We start from the raw sequence: 15,405 nt of genomic DNA, 5'->3' as shown, positions 1-15,405 counted from the left end.
GAAAAAAATCACGCTAAGTCAAAAATACAATAAGCTGCCCATATAGGCAGCTTATTTACATAATTTTCGAAAGCGGAAGTTGCATAGGATTTATGTTGTCCCGTTTATGACAAGGTCTGCTTTTTCATCAGGTCTATGTTTTCTTACATAAATATCCTCTGAAATCATCCAATTATGTTCCCATATATCACGAGCTGCTTCTCCATCTCTTTCAATACCTCTTGCAAATCGAATTTCGCGAGGACAATTCACCCAAATTTTAAAATCATATGTATGTTCAAGTTCTTTACGAAGGGCGTAAACACCCTCAATTATAACAATCCCACCAGTAGGAACTAAGTGCCATTCTGCCAATTTATCTATATTCCAATCGTAACGTTGATAATAACCATCTTGGTTTTGACTAAGAGGGTGAATGACTTGTTTTAATAAGCGATTCCAATCAAAATCAGCCCCGATGGGTTTAGAATTAGGACTTCCTTTTAAGATTTGGGGAGAAGGAAAATAAAAATCATCCATATGAACAATTGTTACAGTGGGTTTTATGGTCTGTAATGTATTAGCAAATGTACTCTTTCCTGAACCTCCGCATCCATCAATTCCAACAAGAATCGTCTCTTGTTTTTTAGGCAACTTTTCAAGTGTGTCCAATAGGTCACTAAAGGTGCACACCTGATTATTATTTGAAGAAAAATTCATATCTCTCCTCCTATTGTTTATTACAGCAAACCCCTCCTGTTTGGAAGGAGGGTCAATCTTTGTTTTGTTTTTCTAACAGTTGAATAACCCTATCTAACTTTTGCTCAACTGGATCTTGCTTTTTGCGATTGCTGGTATGCCGGATTATACGTATAATCCCGCCAAACAGTGCACCGATGATTATTAAAATAATAGCAACCCCTATGTAATAAATAGAGTTTTCTAAAGGCATTATTTAGAACCTCCTTTTTCCCTATTTTACCATTTAAAAGAATTGATATGTTGTTTGATTTTGGTTGTATATCCTATTCATAGATAGTTAACATAACGTCCTATTATTAGCAATCGTATATTCGTTAAAAGCTTTTTGGGATAATTACGATCTTATTGGGAACATTAATTTTTATGGAGGTGATTGTAATGAATAATAACAAACAACCAAACAAAACTTCTGCAGGAACAAACGCTGCATCTAACAAATTTGGAACAGAATTTGCTAGTGAAACGGATGTACAAGCAGTAAAACAACAAAACGCTCAAGCAGAAGCTAAAAAGAACCAACAATCTAGCCAACAATAAAGTTAATATACAAAGGATATTTTCGATAATCGTGGAAAATACACTTTGAGTAAACTATCCAAGATGATGCAATAAGGCATCATTCGTGGAACCCAATTACGTAATAGAAAAAGACTACTTCTTCTAACTGGGAAAAGGTAGTCTTTTTCTGTTTTTAAAATGTATATTGTATACAATTTCAGTTAACATAACGCATCATTATTGGTAGTTAATTGCGTAAATTATGATAGTTCCCCTCACAATAGTATGGTCTATAGTCAGGGAACTATATAAAAAACAATTAGTTAGATCATCTGTTTTATGGGGGTAGCAGCTTATCGTTATTCATATTTCCCTGACTATATCCTTTTTTTAAGATGGAAGAACCAAGCTAGCCACTACTCCGGCGTGATCGGAAGGCCAGAGAGCAGTTGGTGTTCTGTCGCTCTGTTCCTTTCCTACTACATTTGCCACAATCGGGTTCCAACCGTTTTTAAACAAAATAAAATCTATTCTTATGTTCAGGGAGGACACAGCATTCAACAGGTCAGGATCCTGACAACAGGTAAATCCAGGTCCTTCACCGACCTCTATCCAAACGTCTTGAAATCCGGTATTGATAAAATCCCCGTATGTTGGTGTGCCAGTACCATCAGCGTTGGAATTCAGATCTCCTAGAAGAATCAACGGCAGATTTGTATTGGCTGGCCCTGCCAGTAACTCGTTCCCTTGGGCGATTTGAACGGGGGGAGAAAGAGGCTCCAAATGGGTGTTAATCACCCGGAAGGTACGTCCATTTGCGCTAACGTCGATAGATGACCATCCCCGAAGAATTTCAAACGGTTGTCCTCCAATCTGTACCGTTAAATTGGTTTGAAAATTGGCTTCTTGCCGCTGAATAATCTTTAACCCTGATCCCTTTCGGATTAATATGGTATCTCTGTCCAATAACCCTACTATATTCCCATTGCTGCTTGGCAGTTGTTCTGAGAAGTTTTCGTTTTGGGCTGCAACTTCATAGTGTAATCCCCTTTTTCTTAATTCACTTAGCAGCAATTCTACAAAGTCGTATGTGACTGTCGGCAAATTCGGAACAAAGAGTTGCCATAGTTCTGCTTCTTGCAATCCGATGATATCTGGTTTCTTCAATATAATCTGATTGGCAATCTCCTTCACACGTACAGGAAAATTGGTCGCAAGAAATTGTCGAAACACTTCTGTTACCCGCTGGGGAATTTGTGTTGGCGTAGCAGTGAAAATCGGTGTTACATCCGCACCTAAATAAATATTCCACGTCATGACAGTTAGTGGTCCTTGGGGTTCTGGAATCGGAGGGACAGCAGGTGGAAAAGCAGGAAAAAGTCTACGACAGCATCTTTGTTTTGAAAAATATGAGTTCAAAACAATTCATCTCCTTTTTTTCGAAATTTAATATAATTATTTATATTCGAATCTAGTACTTTGGCTTGTATGCTTGTTTACGCCTAATAAAATTCATGATGTATATCTTATACATGTAAGGTTAACATAACGTCCTATTATCGGTAGCAAGAAAAAGGCGAATCCCTACTTTCAAGAGTAATTCGCCTTTTTCTTTTTCTTTTTCTATAACCCTATTCATCTTTTTATACATTCCTATCATGGTGCGGTTTTAGGGTTCTCGTTTGTTACTGGATTACTCGAAAAATTGTATAAAATTATGCATACTCTTAGCGTGGTATCTTTCTGAAATGCTGGCAGTTGCCCTAGTAAGACTGTATTCTAGATTTTGATTCAACCTATAGCAAACTTATGATTTTAAAATTATTCTTGCATTTGAGTTGAAATACCATTATATTTGTATTAAAAACTATATAAATAAAACATAATTTACGTGAAGGACACACCTTACGTACCATCCCAACGGTACAGGTGTGTCCTTTTTTACGTTCTAGGAGGAAAATATAATGGCGGAAGATAAGACAAACACTCAAACTGTAGAAGAACTTGGAATGGCTTTTGAATCAGAGACACCACAAAGTGACACACTCTCAGAAACAAACTTTAATCAATTTGAGCGAGTACGTGAACATGAACTAGAGGAATTAGCCCGTATGAAACGTGAGCGTACTGTAGGAAAAGGTTTGATTACAGTCGTATCCGAAAAGCTATTCCCGACTAAAAACGGAAAGTCCGAGCGTATACAAGTACTTACAATGCAAATTGGTACTCATACAACAGCGTATTGCCCCATTACAGAGGCAGGTATAAATGTTCCTAAAAACCCTCAATGGCTAGTGGGTAGAACAAAGCCTGTTATCATTGAACACTTCCAGAAAACGGAGGAAGGTAACTTTGCTGTTGTATCTATCACAGCAGGGGAATTGGCACTTCAAAAAAGATTATATGAAGAAGTAACAGCGCAAGAAGGGAATAAGGTATACACTGGAACCGTTTCAGGACATATTCCATCTGCACAAACTGTCCTAGTTGAAGTTCATGGCGTAACGGTAGGTGTAAGGTATTCACACTGGTCCTATACATTCGTTCGTCCGGAGGATATTATCATTGGTGATGTTATAGAACTTATCATCGATAAAGTAGGAGAAAAGAATGGCCGTTATGAATTTAGAGGAAATAAAAAGAAACTAGAAACAGATCCAATGGAAAAATTGTTAGAACTAAAGAAACGCCGTGACCGATTTGTAGGTAAAATTGTAGGGGTAGACGCTATTGCGGGTATTTTCGTAGAGGTTGCACCAGGAATTCAGTTTAAAGGACTTAAAAGCCGAAATCTTGCCAATCCAACGGTGGAAGATGCAAAAAATCAAACGATTGTTACATGTGAGCTGCTTAATATCGACGCCAAAAATAGAAAAGGAACAGTGCGTATCCTAAATTATCCGCAAGGACAAAGTAAAAAATCTAATTCGTCAATTTTCCAATTTTAATGGATGACCATGCGTACAATAGAGAAACAATTGTCTACTTATGTCCCTTCTATACCTCATTTATCAAGTGAGGATGTACAGGGACTTAAAATATATCGAATACATGAGCTAGATAAAACCTATGTATTCCATTCTTTTGACGAATTGGTTAAGTTTAAGCAGCGTTTAACAGAAGAACAGTATGCCGTACTTGCTTTCGTTGGTGTTCATACATCTGTTCGATTTAATCATTTATTATATTTATTTAAGGATAAATATTCACGTAAGAAAATAAATGATGCACTTCAAGGATTACTTTACTACCGTCTAATTGAAAAATGGCGAGTGGAGAGTTTTGATATGGAGATCTTTGAAGAAACATATACGTTATCTGACAATGGTTACAAGTTTTTAAAATACTGGCAAGGAAATATGTTCTTCTTTGCTCCTGAACGTATTGATAATCACGGTAAATATGTTCATCTACGTTATTGGCACGATGTAGATTTAATCTGCCATCTGCGTTACGCTCCATCGTTTTTAGGTCATATCATGCATCCATCTATTAGTAAAGGGGTTTTTACCCCTCCTTTAAGTTTTGCTGTGCAAGGCGGAGTAAATCATAAATTTAATTTCGTTGTATACTCCACCCTATTAACAGATAAAAAGGATCGTTTAAAACGAATTATTGCTCGATGGAAAGATTTCGTAGAGTCAGGAAAAGATGTTATAATGCAAGATTTAGGAAACAATCCTACAGTCTTAGTTATATATGTTTCTACTGAAAACCAAGCAAAGCAAATTAATAATGAACTACTACTCGATTTAATACCTGGTAAAGTATTGTTGTGTATAGGAGAAACTTTGCACATACAAGGATTACAACATGCATTTTACCAGCCCCTTGCAGAAGGGGAGATCAAACAATTAAATACAAAGTTATTTACAACAAACTAAGCCACCCTTACAAGCTATTACTTTCTTTTAAAGGGTGGCTTGTTTGTTGTATAAAAAACGAGGAATATTCAAAAATAATTTAAGAAAATTAATTATCCTGTATCTGCCCCTATACAAATTACGGATTTTAAGAAATAATATTCTTTGATACCTTTACGCAAGAAAAACAATATATACAAATATATACATTTGTGTAAAGGAATATAATTGAAAGGGGTAACACATTGCTACGTATACAACGAGGGTACATGTATGATCCAGATGATAATGAGGTCATTGTGAACGAAATTTTCTACAACGCTGCATCCGAACAAAAGTTAGGAAGCAAAATGGGCGTGTTTGCTGCAGACAAACTCCCTTCTTCTATTTTTAAAAAAGTTCAAGAAAACGAAAGTATGTCTTATATGGAAAGTATGGAAGTAGAAGAACAAACCATTCCAGAAATACTTTGTTATTTAGACCAAAATCAAAAGCCAGAAAAACTTTATTTTGAAATGCAGTACATGAAGTAACAACAAGAACTGAAAATAAGAGGGGATTTGTAATCGTAGAAACAGGGGCATTATTATATGATACATAAAACAACTACATATAAATTCCCTTCTTATTTTTGTTTCCTCAAAAACAATTGAATATGATATAGAAATAGATTAATATATAACTATATTTATTGTTTAATTGATTCCGTTTATTCCCACACCTTTTTTGTGTTGTGGTTGAGTTGTAGAAGCAAGTTGCGTCTTGTTTCATTTATGAGAGGGCTTCTTTGAGCCGATTATTGTATATAGCTTATTTTGCTATGCACATATTTAATCGACTTAAAGAAGCCCTTTTTGTGTTGTCTTTAAGTTAGGAACTACTTGTATTAGACCATCTAGGCTAAACGAATAATAAGAGTGATTAAAGCACAATTATAAGGTGCTTTTTTCTATATCTAAGGGGGAAGTAAAAATGAAGTTTTATGAGGTTAGTTATGGAGAAAGACTTGCTATAAAAATTATTGCAGCCAATAGTCCATATGAAGCAGTAGGATTTTATTTAATGGAAGCGCAAAGTGATTATGGTGAAGTGGAGTACGTTAATATTAAACGATTAGGTTTGCGTGAGCGGGTAAAGGTAGATTATGGACATATAGCAATCTATGATACCGTAGAAGAAATTTATCATCGTCAAAAAATTGTAGATTTCCCATGTGTTATAGCAAATTTACTACCAAAAAATTAATTAAGCAGGTGTATATTATGAATGTTGAAAAAGAACTAAAAGAGTTTTTACATTGTAAACAACTTATGAGGGACATGTTCTCTTTATCAATTGAGAGAATTGAATATTTAGGTAAAGGAACAGTTTATATGTATTTTGCAGTAGTTTCAGAGTATGAACCGAATGTTTTCTATCGAATAGATAAAGATCTTGATACATTTAGGTTTGAAAAAGGCTCCTGGGTCTATGCTATTACACTGTAAAAAAGCGAATTTAGAGAATGTCGAATATTAAAAGCGGTAAGAAATTACAACCAAATCCAGGGCTTTATCATATCCTACTTTTGTTAAGAATTTCTGAACTCTCCGTTTTTAAGAACAATTCATAAAAGAGACATAGTACAGTAGATATAGAATGGAATGCAACTATAGAAAATATGGGATTTATATATAGGTATGGTACTTGTTGCAATGCTAAAAGCACAAGGAATTAGAAAATGTAAAACTGAGAGGAGCACTACAATATGATTACAGTTAACCGAGGATATATGTATGATCCAGATGATAATGAGGTCTTAATTACCGAAATTTATTATGAAGCTGCTACAGATACTAAATTAGGAAGTAAAATGGATAGCTTATCTTACTCAGCCATTCCTAATGAGATTAAAGAAAAAATAGAAGCAGCTGCTTCATTATCCTATATGGAAAGCATTGAGATGCCTCAGCCATTAGCTGGCGTATATCAAAATGAAATTAGCATATATGGAAAACCAGAAAAATTATACTTTGAGTTAACTAGTATATAAGAGGGAAAAAAGACATTGGACGTATCTGTTCAATGTCTTTTTTATTAATTTGTAGAGGAGAATATAAAATGAATACTGTGACTGAAATAGAAACAAGTCTTTGGACAATTTGTGTAGGGGATATTTTTAGCAATGGTCGTATGCCGTACCATTTAAAAGTTGTAAAAATTGAGGTAGAAGATATGACGAAACCAGACGATGCGAAGATATACGGTATACCTGTTCATCCTAAAAATCATAGAAGACGTATGAAAATAATGGATGTATCAGAACATATTTCTTATCGAGCTTGGTATTATAATGAGTTTTGGAGCAAATAATATACTATGGATGAAAGAGTGATTCGGCTGTTTCACTTTTTTTTACTTGCATTAAAAATAAAGATAGTTTAATATACAGATATATTTATTGTTTAATTGATTCCGTTTATTCCCACACCTTTTTTGTGTTGTGGTTGAGTTGTAGAAGCAAGTTGCGTCTTGTTTCATTTATGAAAGGGCTTCTTTGAGCCGATTAGTGTATATATAGCTTATTTTGCTATGCACATTATTAATCGACTTGAAGAAGCCCTTTTTGTGTTGTCTTCAAGTTTGGAGTTATTGTATAGCCAGCACTTTAGGCAATTATTTTATTAATTAGGGGGAAACATCATGAATTTAGTCATAAAAAAATCACAAGGGAAATCACAAAATGATGCTCATTTACATGACATTATTGAAGAAATTAAAGAACTAGCTAATCCTTTATGGATCAGTTCTGTATCAATGTTGCAAGCGCACAATCAAAACTTCAATACGAAAGCTACGACATTTAAGGATATTACCATTTCTGATCTAAGAGATTTGAAAGTAAGCTTAAGTCTCATTTATGCAGCAAGGAATATCAGTTGTAAAAGTATAGAGGATTTGAATAAGCGTCTATCCATTCAATCAGGAAAAGAAATTACTTCCTATGAGGATTGGCTGCTACATGAAAACAGAGGAATTATATGTGAAATGATTGATGAATTTCGAAAGAAAGAGTGGAAACACCCAGATTCGAAATAACAAGTAATACAGGAGGATTATTATGACGAATATAATGGAAAGTTTACAAGCTGAATTTCCATTCGAACAATTAGGGTGGAAAATTACACATACATTTGAAAGCCAAGGTCGTTTTTTTGCATATGTAGCTCCATTTGTTGACGCACGCGCCATTCAGGACCGATTTGATGAAGTCTTTGGTATTGATAAATGGCAAGTGTCATATGAAAAATGGGGTGAGAAAGCAACGAAATGTACCATATCAGTGTTTTTGAATGAACGTTGGATATCAAAAGAGGATGGAAGTGAAGAATCTGACTATAGTTCTGTAAAAGGTGGTTTTTCAAATAGTTTAAAAAGAGCTGCTGTACTTTGGGGCGTGGGAAGATACCTTTATAATGTAAAACCTAGTAAAGTAGAACTTTCTACACGTGGTAATGGGACAAATAGTATCTATGTTTCTTATCAAAAGAAAGGATATTATTTCACACCGCCTGCGATAATACAACTAAAGAATAAACAAGGAAGTTCACAGAAAGAACAATCAAATGGTCAACCAAGTCTGGGATTATTAATCCAAAAAATACAGAAGCTTGCAAATCCATTAAGCATTACATCCAAGGAAATTCTACTTGCCTATAATCACAATTATAATGCGCAAGCGAGAACATTTGAGGATACAACAATTGGTGGTTTAGAAGGGATGATAACTAGTTTACAGTTGATTCACGAGGCAAAGAATATTCGTCCTGGAAATGAGAAACAGCTTAACCGTTGGTTATCTGCTCTTATACCTGGTGATATTACGAACTTTAGAGAATGGTTACTTCATGAAAATACAGCAGCCATTCATCAACTGATAGAACAGTTAAAAAAACAACAAAGCGCATAAAGCTTTGTATTATAGCAGGAAAACGAATGAACAGGATATGAGGTCTGTTCTTTTTTTATTACTTTTTGGAGGGATTTATTATGAAATTTACTATTAACCGTACATTATTTATCGAAAAATTAGAGAAAGCTAGTGCTACTGTAGACGTTAAAAACCCAATGCCCGCATTACAAGGCGTTTTATTAGATTGTAATCAACAGGGAATGATTCTAATGGGTTCAGACGGTACAGAAACAGTAACATTAGTAACTCGCTTTAATGTAAACAGTGGGGATTGTACTGAACCGGGGAAGGTACTCTTTGCAGCTGCTCCGGTACTTAAAACGATTAAGAAATTCAAAAGTGAATTCATTGGTTTAGAACATAAAAACAACGAGCTGAAAATTGTAGAAAGTATGAAGAAACAGTTTAGCTTTTGTACCATGGATCATGAAGAATATCCTGAAATCAAAATTGAAGCAGGGGAAGACTGGATTTCACTTTCACAAGAACAATTTGTATCAATGGCCAACGGAACATTACATGCTATTCCTGCAATGGATACACGTAAGATCCTAACTGGTGTGAACTTAAAATCAGTTGATGATAAGTTCTTTAGTATAGCAACTGATGCTCACCGTTTAGCCCGTTTACATTTTGATTGTACAAAGATCACTATCGCAAAAGATGGTGAAGTCGTGTTACCAATTAAGTCTCTTAAAACAGCTCTTAAGCTCTTTAATCGTGAAACAAATTTACAATTAAAGCTCATTAGTGATACACAGCTGTTAATCCGTGGTGAAAGTATTATCTATCAGTCTAGATTACTAGCTGGTACATATCCTGATACGGCACGTATGGTACCCGACGAATTTAAAAGTGAAATACAACTATCACGTGAAGAATTTAAAAACACGTTGGAGCAGCTTTCAGCATTTTCTTCCTTAATCGTGCTTACGTCAGAAGGAAAAGAAAGCATCCATCTTAAACCACAGAATTCTCAAGTAGGTACTGCAAGTGTAGAAATTCCATGTAATCAAGTAGAAGAATTTACATTGGCTTGTAATGTGGAATATCTGCTGCAAGCACTACAAACGATAATTTCTGAAACAATCGCGATAAAAATGATTAGTAATCAGAGACCTATCGTTGTAGTGGGAGCAGAGGATACAACTCACTCTAATCTGCAGTTAATTCTACCGGTTCGCGTGTAAGGGGGCATCCAAATGAGTATGAATCACAGTGACTTCTTTGACTTTTTACAGTCAAAAGAAGTCCTTCCTAATAATCAAGAACTTCGTCAATCCTTTGAATCGATTATAAATGGATTTATTGCGAACGAAATGCCTGATTTAGAAAACATACCATTAGAACATATAGATGAATTTGAAAAGCAATTTGAGCAGCTACGACATTATGTCACGTTTTATAGTGGTAATTCATTTCGTATAAGTGGTCCAGATTGTGTATTAAAAGAAATGCTACATTTACATCTTTTCACTGAACAACTAGAAGATGTAGAAAAGCAGGGGCTAGAAGATGAGATATTTATTTAATCAAGGAAATGAGATGAAAGTATACATTCGGATACTACGTATACAAAAATTAATTCGTAAATATAACATCCCATTCTTAATCAATATCAATGATTTTCACAGGGACAAGTTGCATATCACAAGTGAACTATTATTCGAGTCGCTTGCGCGTTTTAACGAGCAAACACGTATATTTTGTCACTTTGCCTTTGGAACTGAAGAAGACTTGTTAGATGGGACGTTATTTAGCTCAGAAGACATGTATTCGAATTTCGCTTCGGATATTAGTTCTATGGCTGCGGAAGGATGTTACTTCGATACAGCTGGTTACTATTTATGTATAGGCTCGGAACATATAACACAATCCGATTTTCAATTCGTGTTACATGAATTTTCGTTTAACACCTATCAAAGTGAAGTGTATCCCAATCATATTTTGATTGAATTTCTAGAGGATGGTTATGAACAGTACTCATTTGATGAATGGGTACTTTCTTATTATGAAATTATAATCCGTCTTGCGGCAATGATCCGAGAAAAGACGAAGGGGAACCAGGTATGAAATTATTATTTACATACAATCAGCAGAAAGTAAGAAAGTATCTACTTTCGTTAAAAATACAAAAGAATGCTCACTTACTGAATGAATTACTTGCAGCTAAGAAACATCAAGAAGAAATCTACATATTAGATTGTTTAGAGCACTCAAGAGAAATAGACTTCAACAAGATTTCAGAACGAGCCATTCAACAAGTAATGGCTGCCGTTTCTTATTTAGAAGAGGACTCCAATTTCCCAATTAATTTAGATTCGAAAACTTTACTTGAAATAATTATGATTGCGGAAAAATCTTTAGATACTGATCTTTCCTGCTTCTATACATCACAATTGTATCTTATGGAGATATTTATGCGTATGTATAGATTAGGAATTCCCGTAAAAGATTATTACCCAAATTATTTAGAACAAGATAATTTCGAAGAATACGATTGTGAGGACTCCTTTAATAGCTGGGGGAATGACTTAATTCAAAATATGAAATTACATCACGAAGAGGTAGATAGCGAAGATAAAGAAACTCTAATCAAATATTCGAATCTATTTCATATATCCATGGATGAATTAAACCGCATTGTTGAGAATGCATGGAGTCCAATTGGTGAGATATTTTCCAATATAAAGATAAAGGATCAAAGTTTTTTTCGTTCAATCCAAAATCAGTTTGATATACGTATGCTTTACCAAGCTGCAGAGAAAAAACTTTACCTTTTCTATGATGATGATACATATTTTCCAGCAATTAAACGAATTGAAATGTTACTTTGTATCTTTGAAGAGATACAGTTAACAAAAAATATAGCAAGTTAGTACAGAGGGACTAAAAATGAAAAAATTATTTGGATATTCATCTAATTTAGCGATGTCAAACTATTTACTATCACTTAAGTTAAATAAAACTTATAGTATCGTGAATTGGGAGCAAATTAAACAAAGATATCAAGAGGAAATATATATATTAGAAAGCCTTTCTAAAGATATAGAGATAGATTTTAACAAAATCTCTCATGGAGCAATTGGTAAAATCCTAACTTGTGTGGATTTTCTAGATGAAAACCAATCACTAAGGTGGGAGGACATAGAAACAACAGATACGATTGTAATCTTCTTACTTTCCATGAACCTATTAAACATAAATCTATCTAAATTTTATTCATGTCAATTTCATTTCTTACATTACTTTAAAAGGTTGCATGCGCTTTCGATTGATGTAACACAGTATTCTCCCTCGTATTTAGAGCGAGAGAATATCTATGAATTAGACCATGAAGAAGGATTTAAAGAATTGGGTACGGACATGATCGAAGATATGGGCTTAGAAGCTTTTCCAATTGATGAAGAAGATCATGGAAAGCTCTCCACATTATTCGACATACCATTAAAGGAAATACAGGAAGCAGCAGAGGACACATGGGGTGCTATAGCTGAAACGATAGATGGCATATCACCAAAGCATAAAGAAAAAATTTCAATATTACTAGATTGTTATCCAGTAAGGTATTCTTACCAAATTGATGAAGAATCTCTTTATCTCTATTATGGCGAGGAACCATTATACGGACCATATAAATTTGAGATGTTACTAGATTTATTGGAAACAATCTATACGCAGGGGGAAACAACAAATGAAGACAGTAGCAATATTTGATGCTTTAGAGCCAAAAGGAATTGTAACCATACAGCAATTTAACAACGAATTATCTCGTGGAGAAACTGCCGTTACTTTTAAGGATTTTTATTTAGCTTTAAAAGAAGTAATGGAGCAGGGTACACAAGATAATACACATTACTCTAGTGGTGTACTCCCAAAAGGTTGTATAAAACACGAGGTGTTATCTAAGAGTGGTGATAAACAAGCTGTTTGGATTGAAGTACCAAAGGCTCAGTGGGATATTCATTTTTTTGAACGACCGTTTCAACAAGTAGGCTTTCCACGTCTATTATTTCGTTATACGGTTTACCAAAAACGAGTTACGAATATCTCTGTCTTTGCTGTAAAAGAAGATATGGATTTAGAAGAAGGAATGAAATTATATCAATTTCCTTACTCTAATGTTCATCCTAGTGGATCTGTATGTACGGGTAGAGTTGTGATACCTGAATTCCGGACTTTAAAAGATTTAGAAACATTTCATGTTTTATTCTTTGCAAGTTCATTTAATCACGACCTTACACATACTCATACGGAACCAGTGGGAGAGCTATTTAAACGATTTGAAAATCAAAGTTTTGATGATTCTATTTTAATAGAATCGGAAAAGACTTTTTAATACAAGCTCTTTAGAGTGTTTGGTTATTAGAAGTTGGGGATTAATTATTAAAAGTAATAATTTTGTTGGAGTTTAGGTTATAAACCCTAGACCCGACATACTAAGGAGGAAATACGGTGTATTTAGATTATGAAACACGAATGAGAATTGAGAGAGAAAGAAAACGAATTATTGAATTTTTAAATGAGAAGGGCATTACACAAAATTCAGATGGCAAAAGAGTCAATGATTTACCGCTTTGGCCATTAACTTTAATGGAAAATAAGTTATTGGCAGACAGTAATTAAGTACATCGAATTTTTGAAAATAGCAGGACTATATATAAGCAAACATACTAGGAGGATTTTTTATTATGACAGACTTATTCGGTTTTTTTGATATGGAAAAACAAGTAGAGGAAACAACAGTACCAGTGAAAAAAGCTGCTTCAGAGCAAGCCACTGCTAAAAAGGAAGAAAAAAAGGAAAAAGCAAAAGGTAAGACAAAGAGTAGTAAGAAAGCTAAGGCTACAAAATCTACAGATTGTCTAGATAAAATCAATACATCGACGGTTGTTCGTCACGTAGTATTTGGAGATATACCGTTAGTAGATTGGTTTACAGAAGAAGAAATTACACATGGAATCGCTGTTCAAAATGGAGATTCAACAGATGTAAGAAAAATAGAAGCAGAGGATATCCGCGTAAAATTAGAGCATCGTTATCCTTCATTTGTTAAAGGCTTAACTGTCATTAAATATGATGAGGATACAAATGCACTACTTCCGATTTTAACTGTCGGCGCAAAAGGAGCAAGCACTGTAGAGGGACAATCCATTTCAGATTGTCCTTTTTCTTTTCTTAGTTCTTGGCGGGATCACTTTTTACCTGGGGATTTTATTCCGAGAACTCTATTAATGGACTTTATTATTATTGCACAGGCCATTTCTCGTAAATGTGATTGCGAATTACATGCTGATATCTATTTCAATAAGGAACGTGGTTATTTTATGGACTTTCCACACCAACAGGTAGCAACTGAAATTGTAATTCCAGAAACGAATATAGAGATGCAGTCTATCGCTATGAAAGTTATGGAGATACACAGTCATCATCGTTTCTCTGCTGAACCAAGTAAATTAGATGATCAAAGTGAACGAGCTCCTATTCTTTATGCAATTGTTGGCAGAATAGAGGATGTTTTCCCTGAACTACGTGTACGCACTTGTATAGATGGAGAATTTTATTCTATTAACCCTAACTTTATATTTGCAGGAGAATATGCAACGGAAGGGATAAGCCAAAATTACGATTTAAGTAGGATCACACTTTTAAAATAAATGCACAAGGGGGCGTAGAAGAGACATATTTTTATGTCTCTTTCTTTATTATGACAACATTAAAAACAATTCACGTTTCAATGTTTACAAAGATAAAGCATTACATGTTAGTTCTTACAAAGAATAAACAAACAATAGAGGAATCACATGATGACTATAAACTATTTCAATTTATGTGCAAGTTAGAGATGAATCACATATATGAAGCATTAGAAGGACATAGGAAGAATACTCATATTGATTTAAACACACATCAAGAATATGTAGATGCGCTTGTTGTGCAGTTGAATTTACTTCAATATGTTGTAGGCATTGTGCAAGAGGAAGGAGTCATTTATGCTGCATCGATACTATTGATGCATTCATTTGACTTGTATACCGTGCATAGGATGACAAATTTATCGATTCCATTTCTACGAAATTTAGAGAATACACTATCAAAAGAAAAATAGGGGGCTATAAAAATGAGTATTGTTATTGATATTGCAGAAGGAAAGAAGATTGTACCACATATTGTACTAGTAGGTGCCGGAGGAAACGGAGGATTAATTTTACAACATATTGCTCAAATGATGAGTATTTTTCAATTAGACGGAGAAATCGTAGTTGCAGATCCAGATACGGTTGAAGAAAAGGTGCGCCCATAAGGGCCTTGTAAACTCTGATTTAGTAAATCAGCGGGTGAAGTGAAACA

The 15,405-nt window shown here is 34.4% G+C and carries 23 protein-coding genes; 20 read left to right on the top strand and 3 right to left on the bottom strand.

What is annotated here, in order from left to right:
- Positions 1-90: 90 nt before the first annotated feature.
- Positions 91-699, bottom strand: coding sequence for a uridine kinase family protein (locus ACSG5Z_RS24275; RefSeq protein ID WP_435712341.1), 609 nt, complete (start codon positions 697-699; stop codon positions 91-93).
- A 52-nt stretch (positions 700-751) separates the two neighbouring features.
- A complete protein-coding gene (locus ACSG5Z_RS24270) occupies positions 752-931 on the bottom strand; it encodes a DUF4083 family protein (protein WP_435712340.1) in 180 nt (59 codons plus the stop codon).
- A gap of 173 nt (positions 932-1,104) precedes the next feature.
- Between ACSG5Z_RS24270 and ACSG5Z_RS24265 the strand changes: the two genes are divergently transcribed.
- Positions 1,105-1,278 (top strand): gamma-type small acid-soluble spore protein, encoded by a 174-nt coding sequence (locus ACSG5Z_RS24265; RefSeq protein WP_080467902.1) that lies wholly within the window; start codon positions 1,105-1,107, stop codon positions 1,276-1,278.
- 351 nt (positions 1,279-1,629) lie between these two features.
- Here ACSG5Z_RS24265 and ACSG5Z_RS24260 read toward each other — a convergent pair whose 3' ends face one another.
- Positions 1,630-2,658 (bottom strand): endonuclease/exonuclease/phosphatase family protein, encoded by a 1,029-nt coding sequence (locus ACSG5Z_RS24260; protein WP_435712339.1) that lies wholly within the window; start codon positions 2,656-2,658, stop codon positions 1,630-1,632.
- Between the two features lie 545 nt (positions 2,659-3,203).
- On the opposite strand from ACSG5Z_RS24260, the gene ACSG5Z_RS24255 reads away from it, so the two are divergent.
- The 19 genes from ACSG5Z_RS24255 (at position 3,204) to ACSG5Z_RS24165 (ending at position 15,358) form a co-directional block, all read left to right on the top strand.
- Positions 3,204-4,187 (top strand): RNA-binding protein, encoded by a 984-nt coding sequence (locus ACSG5Z_RS24255; protein ID WP_435712338.1) that lies wholly within the window; start codon positions 3,204-3,206, stop codon positions 4,185-4,187.
- 9 nt (positions 4,188-4,196) lie between these two features.
- The gene (locus ACSG5Z_RS24250; protein WP_435712337.1) at positions 4,197-5,123 is read left to right on the top strand and encodes a hypothetical protein; all 927 of its coding nucleotides are present in this window, start codon (positions 4,197-4,199) and stop codon (positions 5,121-5,123) included.
- Positions 5,124-5,371: 248 nt separating this feature from the next.
- Positions 5,372-5,635: a hypothetical protein gene (locus ACSG5Z_RS24245; RefSeq protein WP_435712365.1), complete on the top strand. Its 264-nt coding sequence runs from the start codon at positions 5,372-5,374 to the stop codon at positions 5,633-5,635.
- A gap of 439 nt (positions 5,636-6,074) precedes the next feature.
- Positions 6,075-6,347, top strand: coding sequence for a hypothetical protein (locus ACSG5Z_RS24240; RefSeq protein WP_098202226.1), 273 nt, complete (start codon positions 6,075-6,077; stop codon positions 6,345-6,347).
- A gap of 17 nt (positions 6,348-6,364) precedes the next feature.
- Positions 6,365-6,589, top strand: a complete 225-nt coding sequence (locus ACSG5Z_RS24235) for a hypothetical protein (protein ID WP_435712336.1) — start codon at positions 6,365-6,367, stop codon at positions 6,587-6,589.
- 260 nt (positions 6,590-6,849) lie between these two features.
- Positions 6,850-7,134, top strand: coding sequence for a hypothetical protein (locus ACSG5Z_RS24230; RefSeq protein WP_098202228.1), 285 nt, complete (start codon positions 6,850-6,852; stop codon positions 7,132-7,134).
- Between the two features lie 68 nt (positions 7,135-7,202).
- Positions 7,203-7,454, top strand: a complete 252-nt coding sequence (locus ACSG5Z_RS24225; protein WP_150158143.1) for a hypothetical protein — start codon at positions 7,203-7,205, stop codon at positions 7,452-7,454.
- Between the two features lie 330 nt (positions 7,455-7,784).
- Positions 7,785-8,180: a hypothetical protein gene (locus ACSG5Z_RS24220; protein ID WP_435712335.1), complete on the top strand. Its 396-nt coding sequence runs from the start codon at positions 7,785-7,787 to the stop codon at positions 8,178-8,180.
- 22 nt (positions 8,181-8,202) lie between these two features.
- Positions 8,203-9,051, top strand: a complete 849-nt coding sequence (locus ACSG5Z_RS24215) for a Rad52/Rad22 family DNA repair protein (RefSeq protein WP_435712334.1) — start codon at positions 8,203-8,205, stop codon at positions 9,049-9,051.
- Positions 9,052-9,131: 80 nt separating this feature from the next.
- On the top strand, positions 9,132-10,244 hold the full coding sequence (gene dnaN / locus ACSG5Z_RS24210; protein ID WP_435712333.1) for a DNA polymerase III subunit beta: 1,113 nt from the start codon (positions 9,132-9,134) through the stop codon (positions 10,242-10,244).
- Positions 10,245-10,256: 12 nt separating this feature from the next.
- Positions 10,257-10,586 (top strand): hypothetical protein, encoded by a 330-nt coding sequence (locus tag ACSG5Z_RS24205; protein WP_098668253.1) that lies wholly within the window; start codon positions 10,257-10,259, stop codon positions 10,584-10,586.
- Positions 10,570-11,127, top strand: a complete 558-nt coding sequence (locus ACSG5Z_RS24200) for a hypothetical protein (RefSeq protein WP_435712332.1) — start codon at positions 10,570-10,572, stop codon at positions 11,125-11,127. Before ACSG5Z_RS24205 ends, ACSG5Z_RS24200 begins: the two co-directional genes overlap by 17 nt.
- A complete protein-coding gene (locus tag ACSG5Z_RS24195) occupies positions 11,124-11,933 on the top strand; it encodes a hypothetical protein (protein ID WP_435712331.1) in 810 nt (269 codons plus the stop codon). Before ACSG5Z_RS24200 ends, ACSG5Z_RS24195 begins: the two co-directional genes overlap by 4 nt.
- Before the next feature lie 16 nt (positions 11,934-11,949).
- Positions 11,950-12,771: a hypothetical protein gene (locus ACSG5Z_RS24190; RefSeq protein WP_435712330.1), complete on the top strand. Its 822-nt coding sequence runs from the start codon at positions 11,950-11,952 to the stop codon at positions 12,769-12,771.
- The gene (locus ACSG5Z_RS24185) at positions 12,749-13,393 is read left to right on the top strand and encodes a hypothetical protein (protein WP_435712329.1); all 645 of its coding nucleotides are present in this window, start codon (positions 12,749-12,751) and stop codon (positions 13,391-13,393) included. Before ACSG5Z_RS24190 ends, ACSG5Z_RS24185 begins: the two co-directional genes overlap by 23 nt.
- A 116-nt stretch (positions 13,394-13,509) precedes the next feature.
- The gene (locus ACSG5Z_RS24180; protein WP_179877499.1) at positions 13,510-13,680 is read left to right on the top strand and encodes a hypothetical protein; all 171 of its coding nucleotides are present in this window, start codon (positions 13,510-13,512) and stop codon (positions 13,678-13,680) included.
- Positions 13,681-13,745: 65 nt separating this feature from the next.
- Positions 13,746-14,711, top strand: a complete 966-nt coding sequence (locus tag ACSG5Z_RS24175; protein ID WP_435712328.1) for a hypothetical protein — start codon at positions 13,746-13,748, stop codon at positions 14,709-14,711.
- Between the two features lie 50 nt (positions 14,712-14,761).
- Positions 14,762-15,163, top strand: coding sequence for a hypothetical protein (locus tag ACSG5Z_RS24170; protein ID WP_435712327.1), 402 nt, complete (start codon positions 14,762-14,764; stop codon positions 15,161-15,163).
- 12 nt (positions 15,164-15,175) lie between these two features.
- Positions 15,176-15,358, top strand: a complete 183-nt coding sequence (locus ACSG5Z_RS24165; RefSeq protein WP_000029266.1) for a ubiquitin-activating E1 family protein — start codon at positions 15,176-15,178, stop codon at positions 15,356-15,358.
- Positions 15,359-15,405: the final 47 nt, after the last annotated feature.

Source organism: Bacillus pretiosus (assembly GCF_051294775.1).
Taxonomy (GTDB): domain Bacteria; phylum Bacillota; class Bacilli; order Bacillales; family Bacillaceae_G; genus Bacillus_A; species Bacillus_A wiedmannii.
This window is presented reverse-complemented; position numbering and strand designations above follow the sequence as displayed.

Coding starts and splice junctions, on each gene's coding strand:
- ACSG5Z_RS24255 (WP_435712338.1), top strand. CDS start 3,204: ATGGCGGAAGATAAGACAAACACTCAAACTGTAGAAGAACTTGGAATG.
- ACSG5Z_RS24230 (WP_098202228.1), top strand. CDS start 6,850: ATGATTACAGTTAACCGAGGATATATGTATGATCCAGATGATAATGAG.
- ACSG5Z_RS24165 (WP_000029266.1), top strand. CDS start 15,176: ATGAGTATTGTTATTGATATTGCAGAAGGAAAGAAGATTGTACCACAT.
- ACSG5Z_RS24225 (WP_150158143.1), top strand. CDS start 7,203: ATGAATACTGTGACTGAAATAGAAACAAGTCTTTGGACAATTTGTGTA.
- ACSG5Z_RS24175 (WP_435712328.1), top strand. CDS start 13,746: ATGACAGACTTATTCGGTTTTTTTGATATGGAAAAACAAGTAGAGGAA.
- ACSG5Z_RS24250 (WP_435712337.1), top strand. CDS start 4,197: ATGCGTACAATAGAGAAACAATTGTCTACTTATGTCCCTTCTATACCT.
- ACSG5Z_RS24200 (WP_435712332.1), top strand. CDS start 10,570: ATGAGATATTTATTTAATCAAGGAAATGAGATGAAAGTATACATTCGG.
- dnaN (WP_435712333.1), top strand. CDS start 9,132: ATGAAATTTACTATTAACCGTACATTATTTATCGAAAAATTAGAGAAA.
- ACSG5Z_RS24185 (WP_435712329.1), top strand. CDS start 12,749: ATGAAGACAGTAGCAATATTTGATGCTTTAGAGCCAAAAGGAATTGTA.
- ACSG5Z_RS24235 (WP_435712336.1), top strand. CDS start 6,365: ATGAATGTTGAAAAAGAACTAAAAGAGTTTTTACATTGTAAACAACTT.
- ACSG5Z_RS24215 (WP_435712334.1), top strand. CDS start 8,203: ATGACGAATATAATGGAAAGTTTACAAGCTGAATTTCCATTCGAACAA.
- ACSG5Z_RS24170 (WP_435712327.1), top strand. CDS start 14,762: ATGACAACATTAAAAACAATTCACGTTTCAATGTTTACAAAGATAAAG.
- ACSG5Z_RS24265 (WP_080467902.1), top strand. CDS start 1,105: ATGGAGGTGATTGTAATGAATAATAACAAACAACCAAACAAAACTTCT.
- ACSG5Z_RS24270 (WP_435712340.1), bottom strand. CDS start 931: ATGCCTTTAGAAAACTCTATTTATTACATAGGGGTTGCTATTATTTTA.
- ACSG5Z_RS24190 (WP_435712330.1), top strand. CDS start 11,950: ATGAAAAAATTATTTGGATATTCATCTAATTTAGCGATGTCAAACTAT.
- ACSG5Z_RS24240 (WP_098202226.1), top strand. CDS start 6,075: ATGAAGTTTTATGAGGTTAGTTATGGAGAAAGACTTGCTATAAAAATT.
- ACSG5Z_RS24220 (WP_435712335.1), top strand. CDS start 7,785: ATGAATTTAGTCATAAAAAAATCACAAGGGAAATCACAAAATGATGCT.
- ACSG5Z_RS24195 (WP_435712331.1), top strand. CDS start 11,124: ATGAAATTATTATTTACATACAATCAGCAGAAAGTAAGAAAGTATCTA.
- ACSG5Z_RS24275 (WP_435712341.1), bottom strand. CDS start 699: ATGAATTTTTCTTCAAATAATAATCAGGTGTGCACCTTTAGTGACCTA.
- ACSG5Z_RS24205 (WP_098668253.1), top strand. CDS start 10,257: ATGAGTATGAATCACAGTGACTTCTTTGACTTTTTACAGTCAAAAGAA.
- ACSG5Z_RS24245 (WP_435712365.1), top strand. CDS start 5,372: ATGTATGATCCAGATGATAATGAGGTCATTGTGAACGAAATTTTCTAC.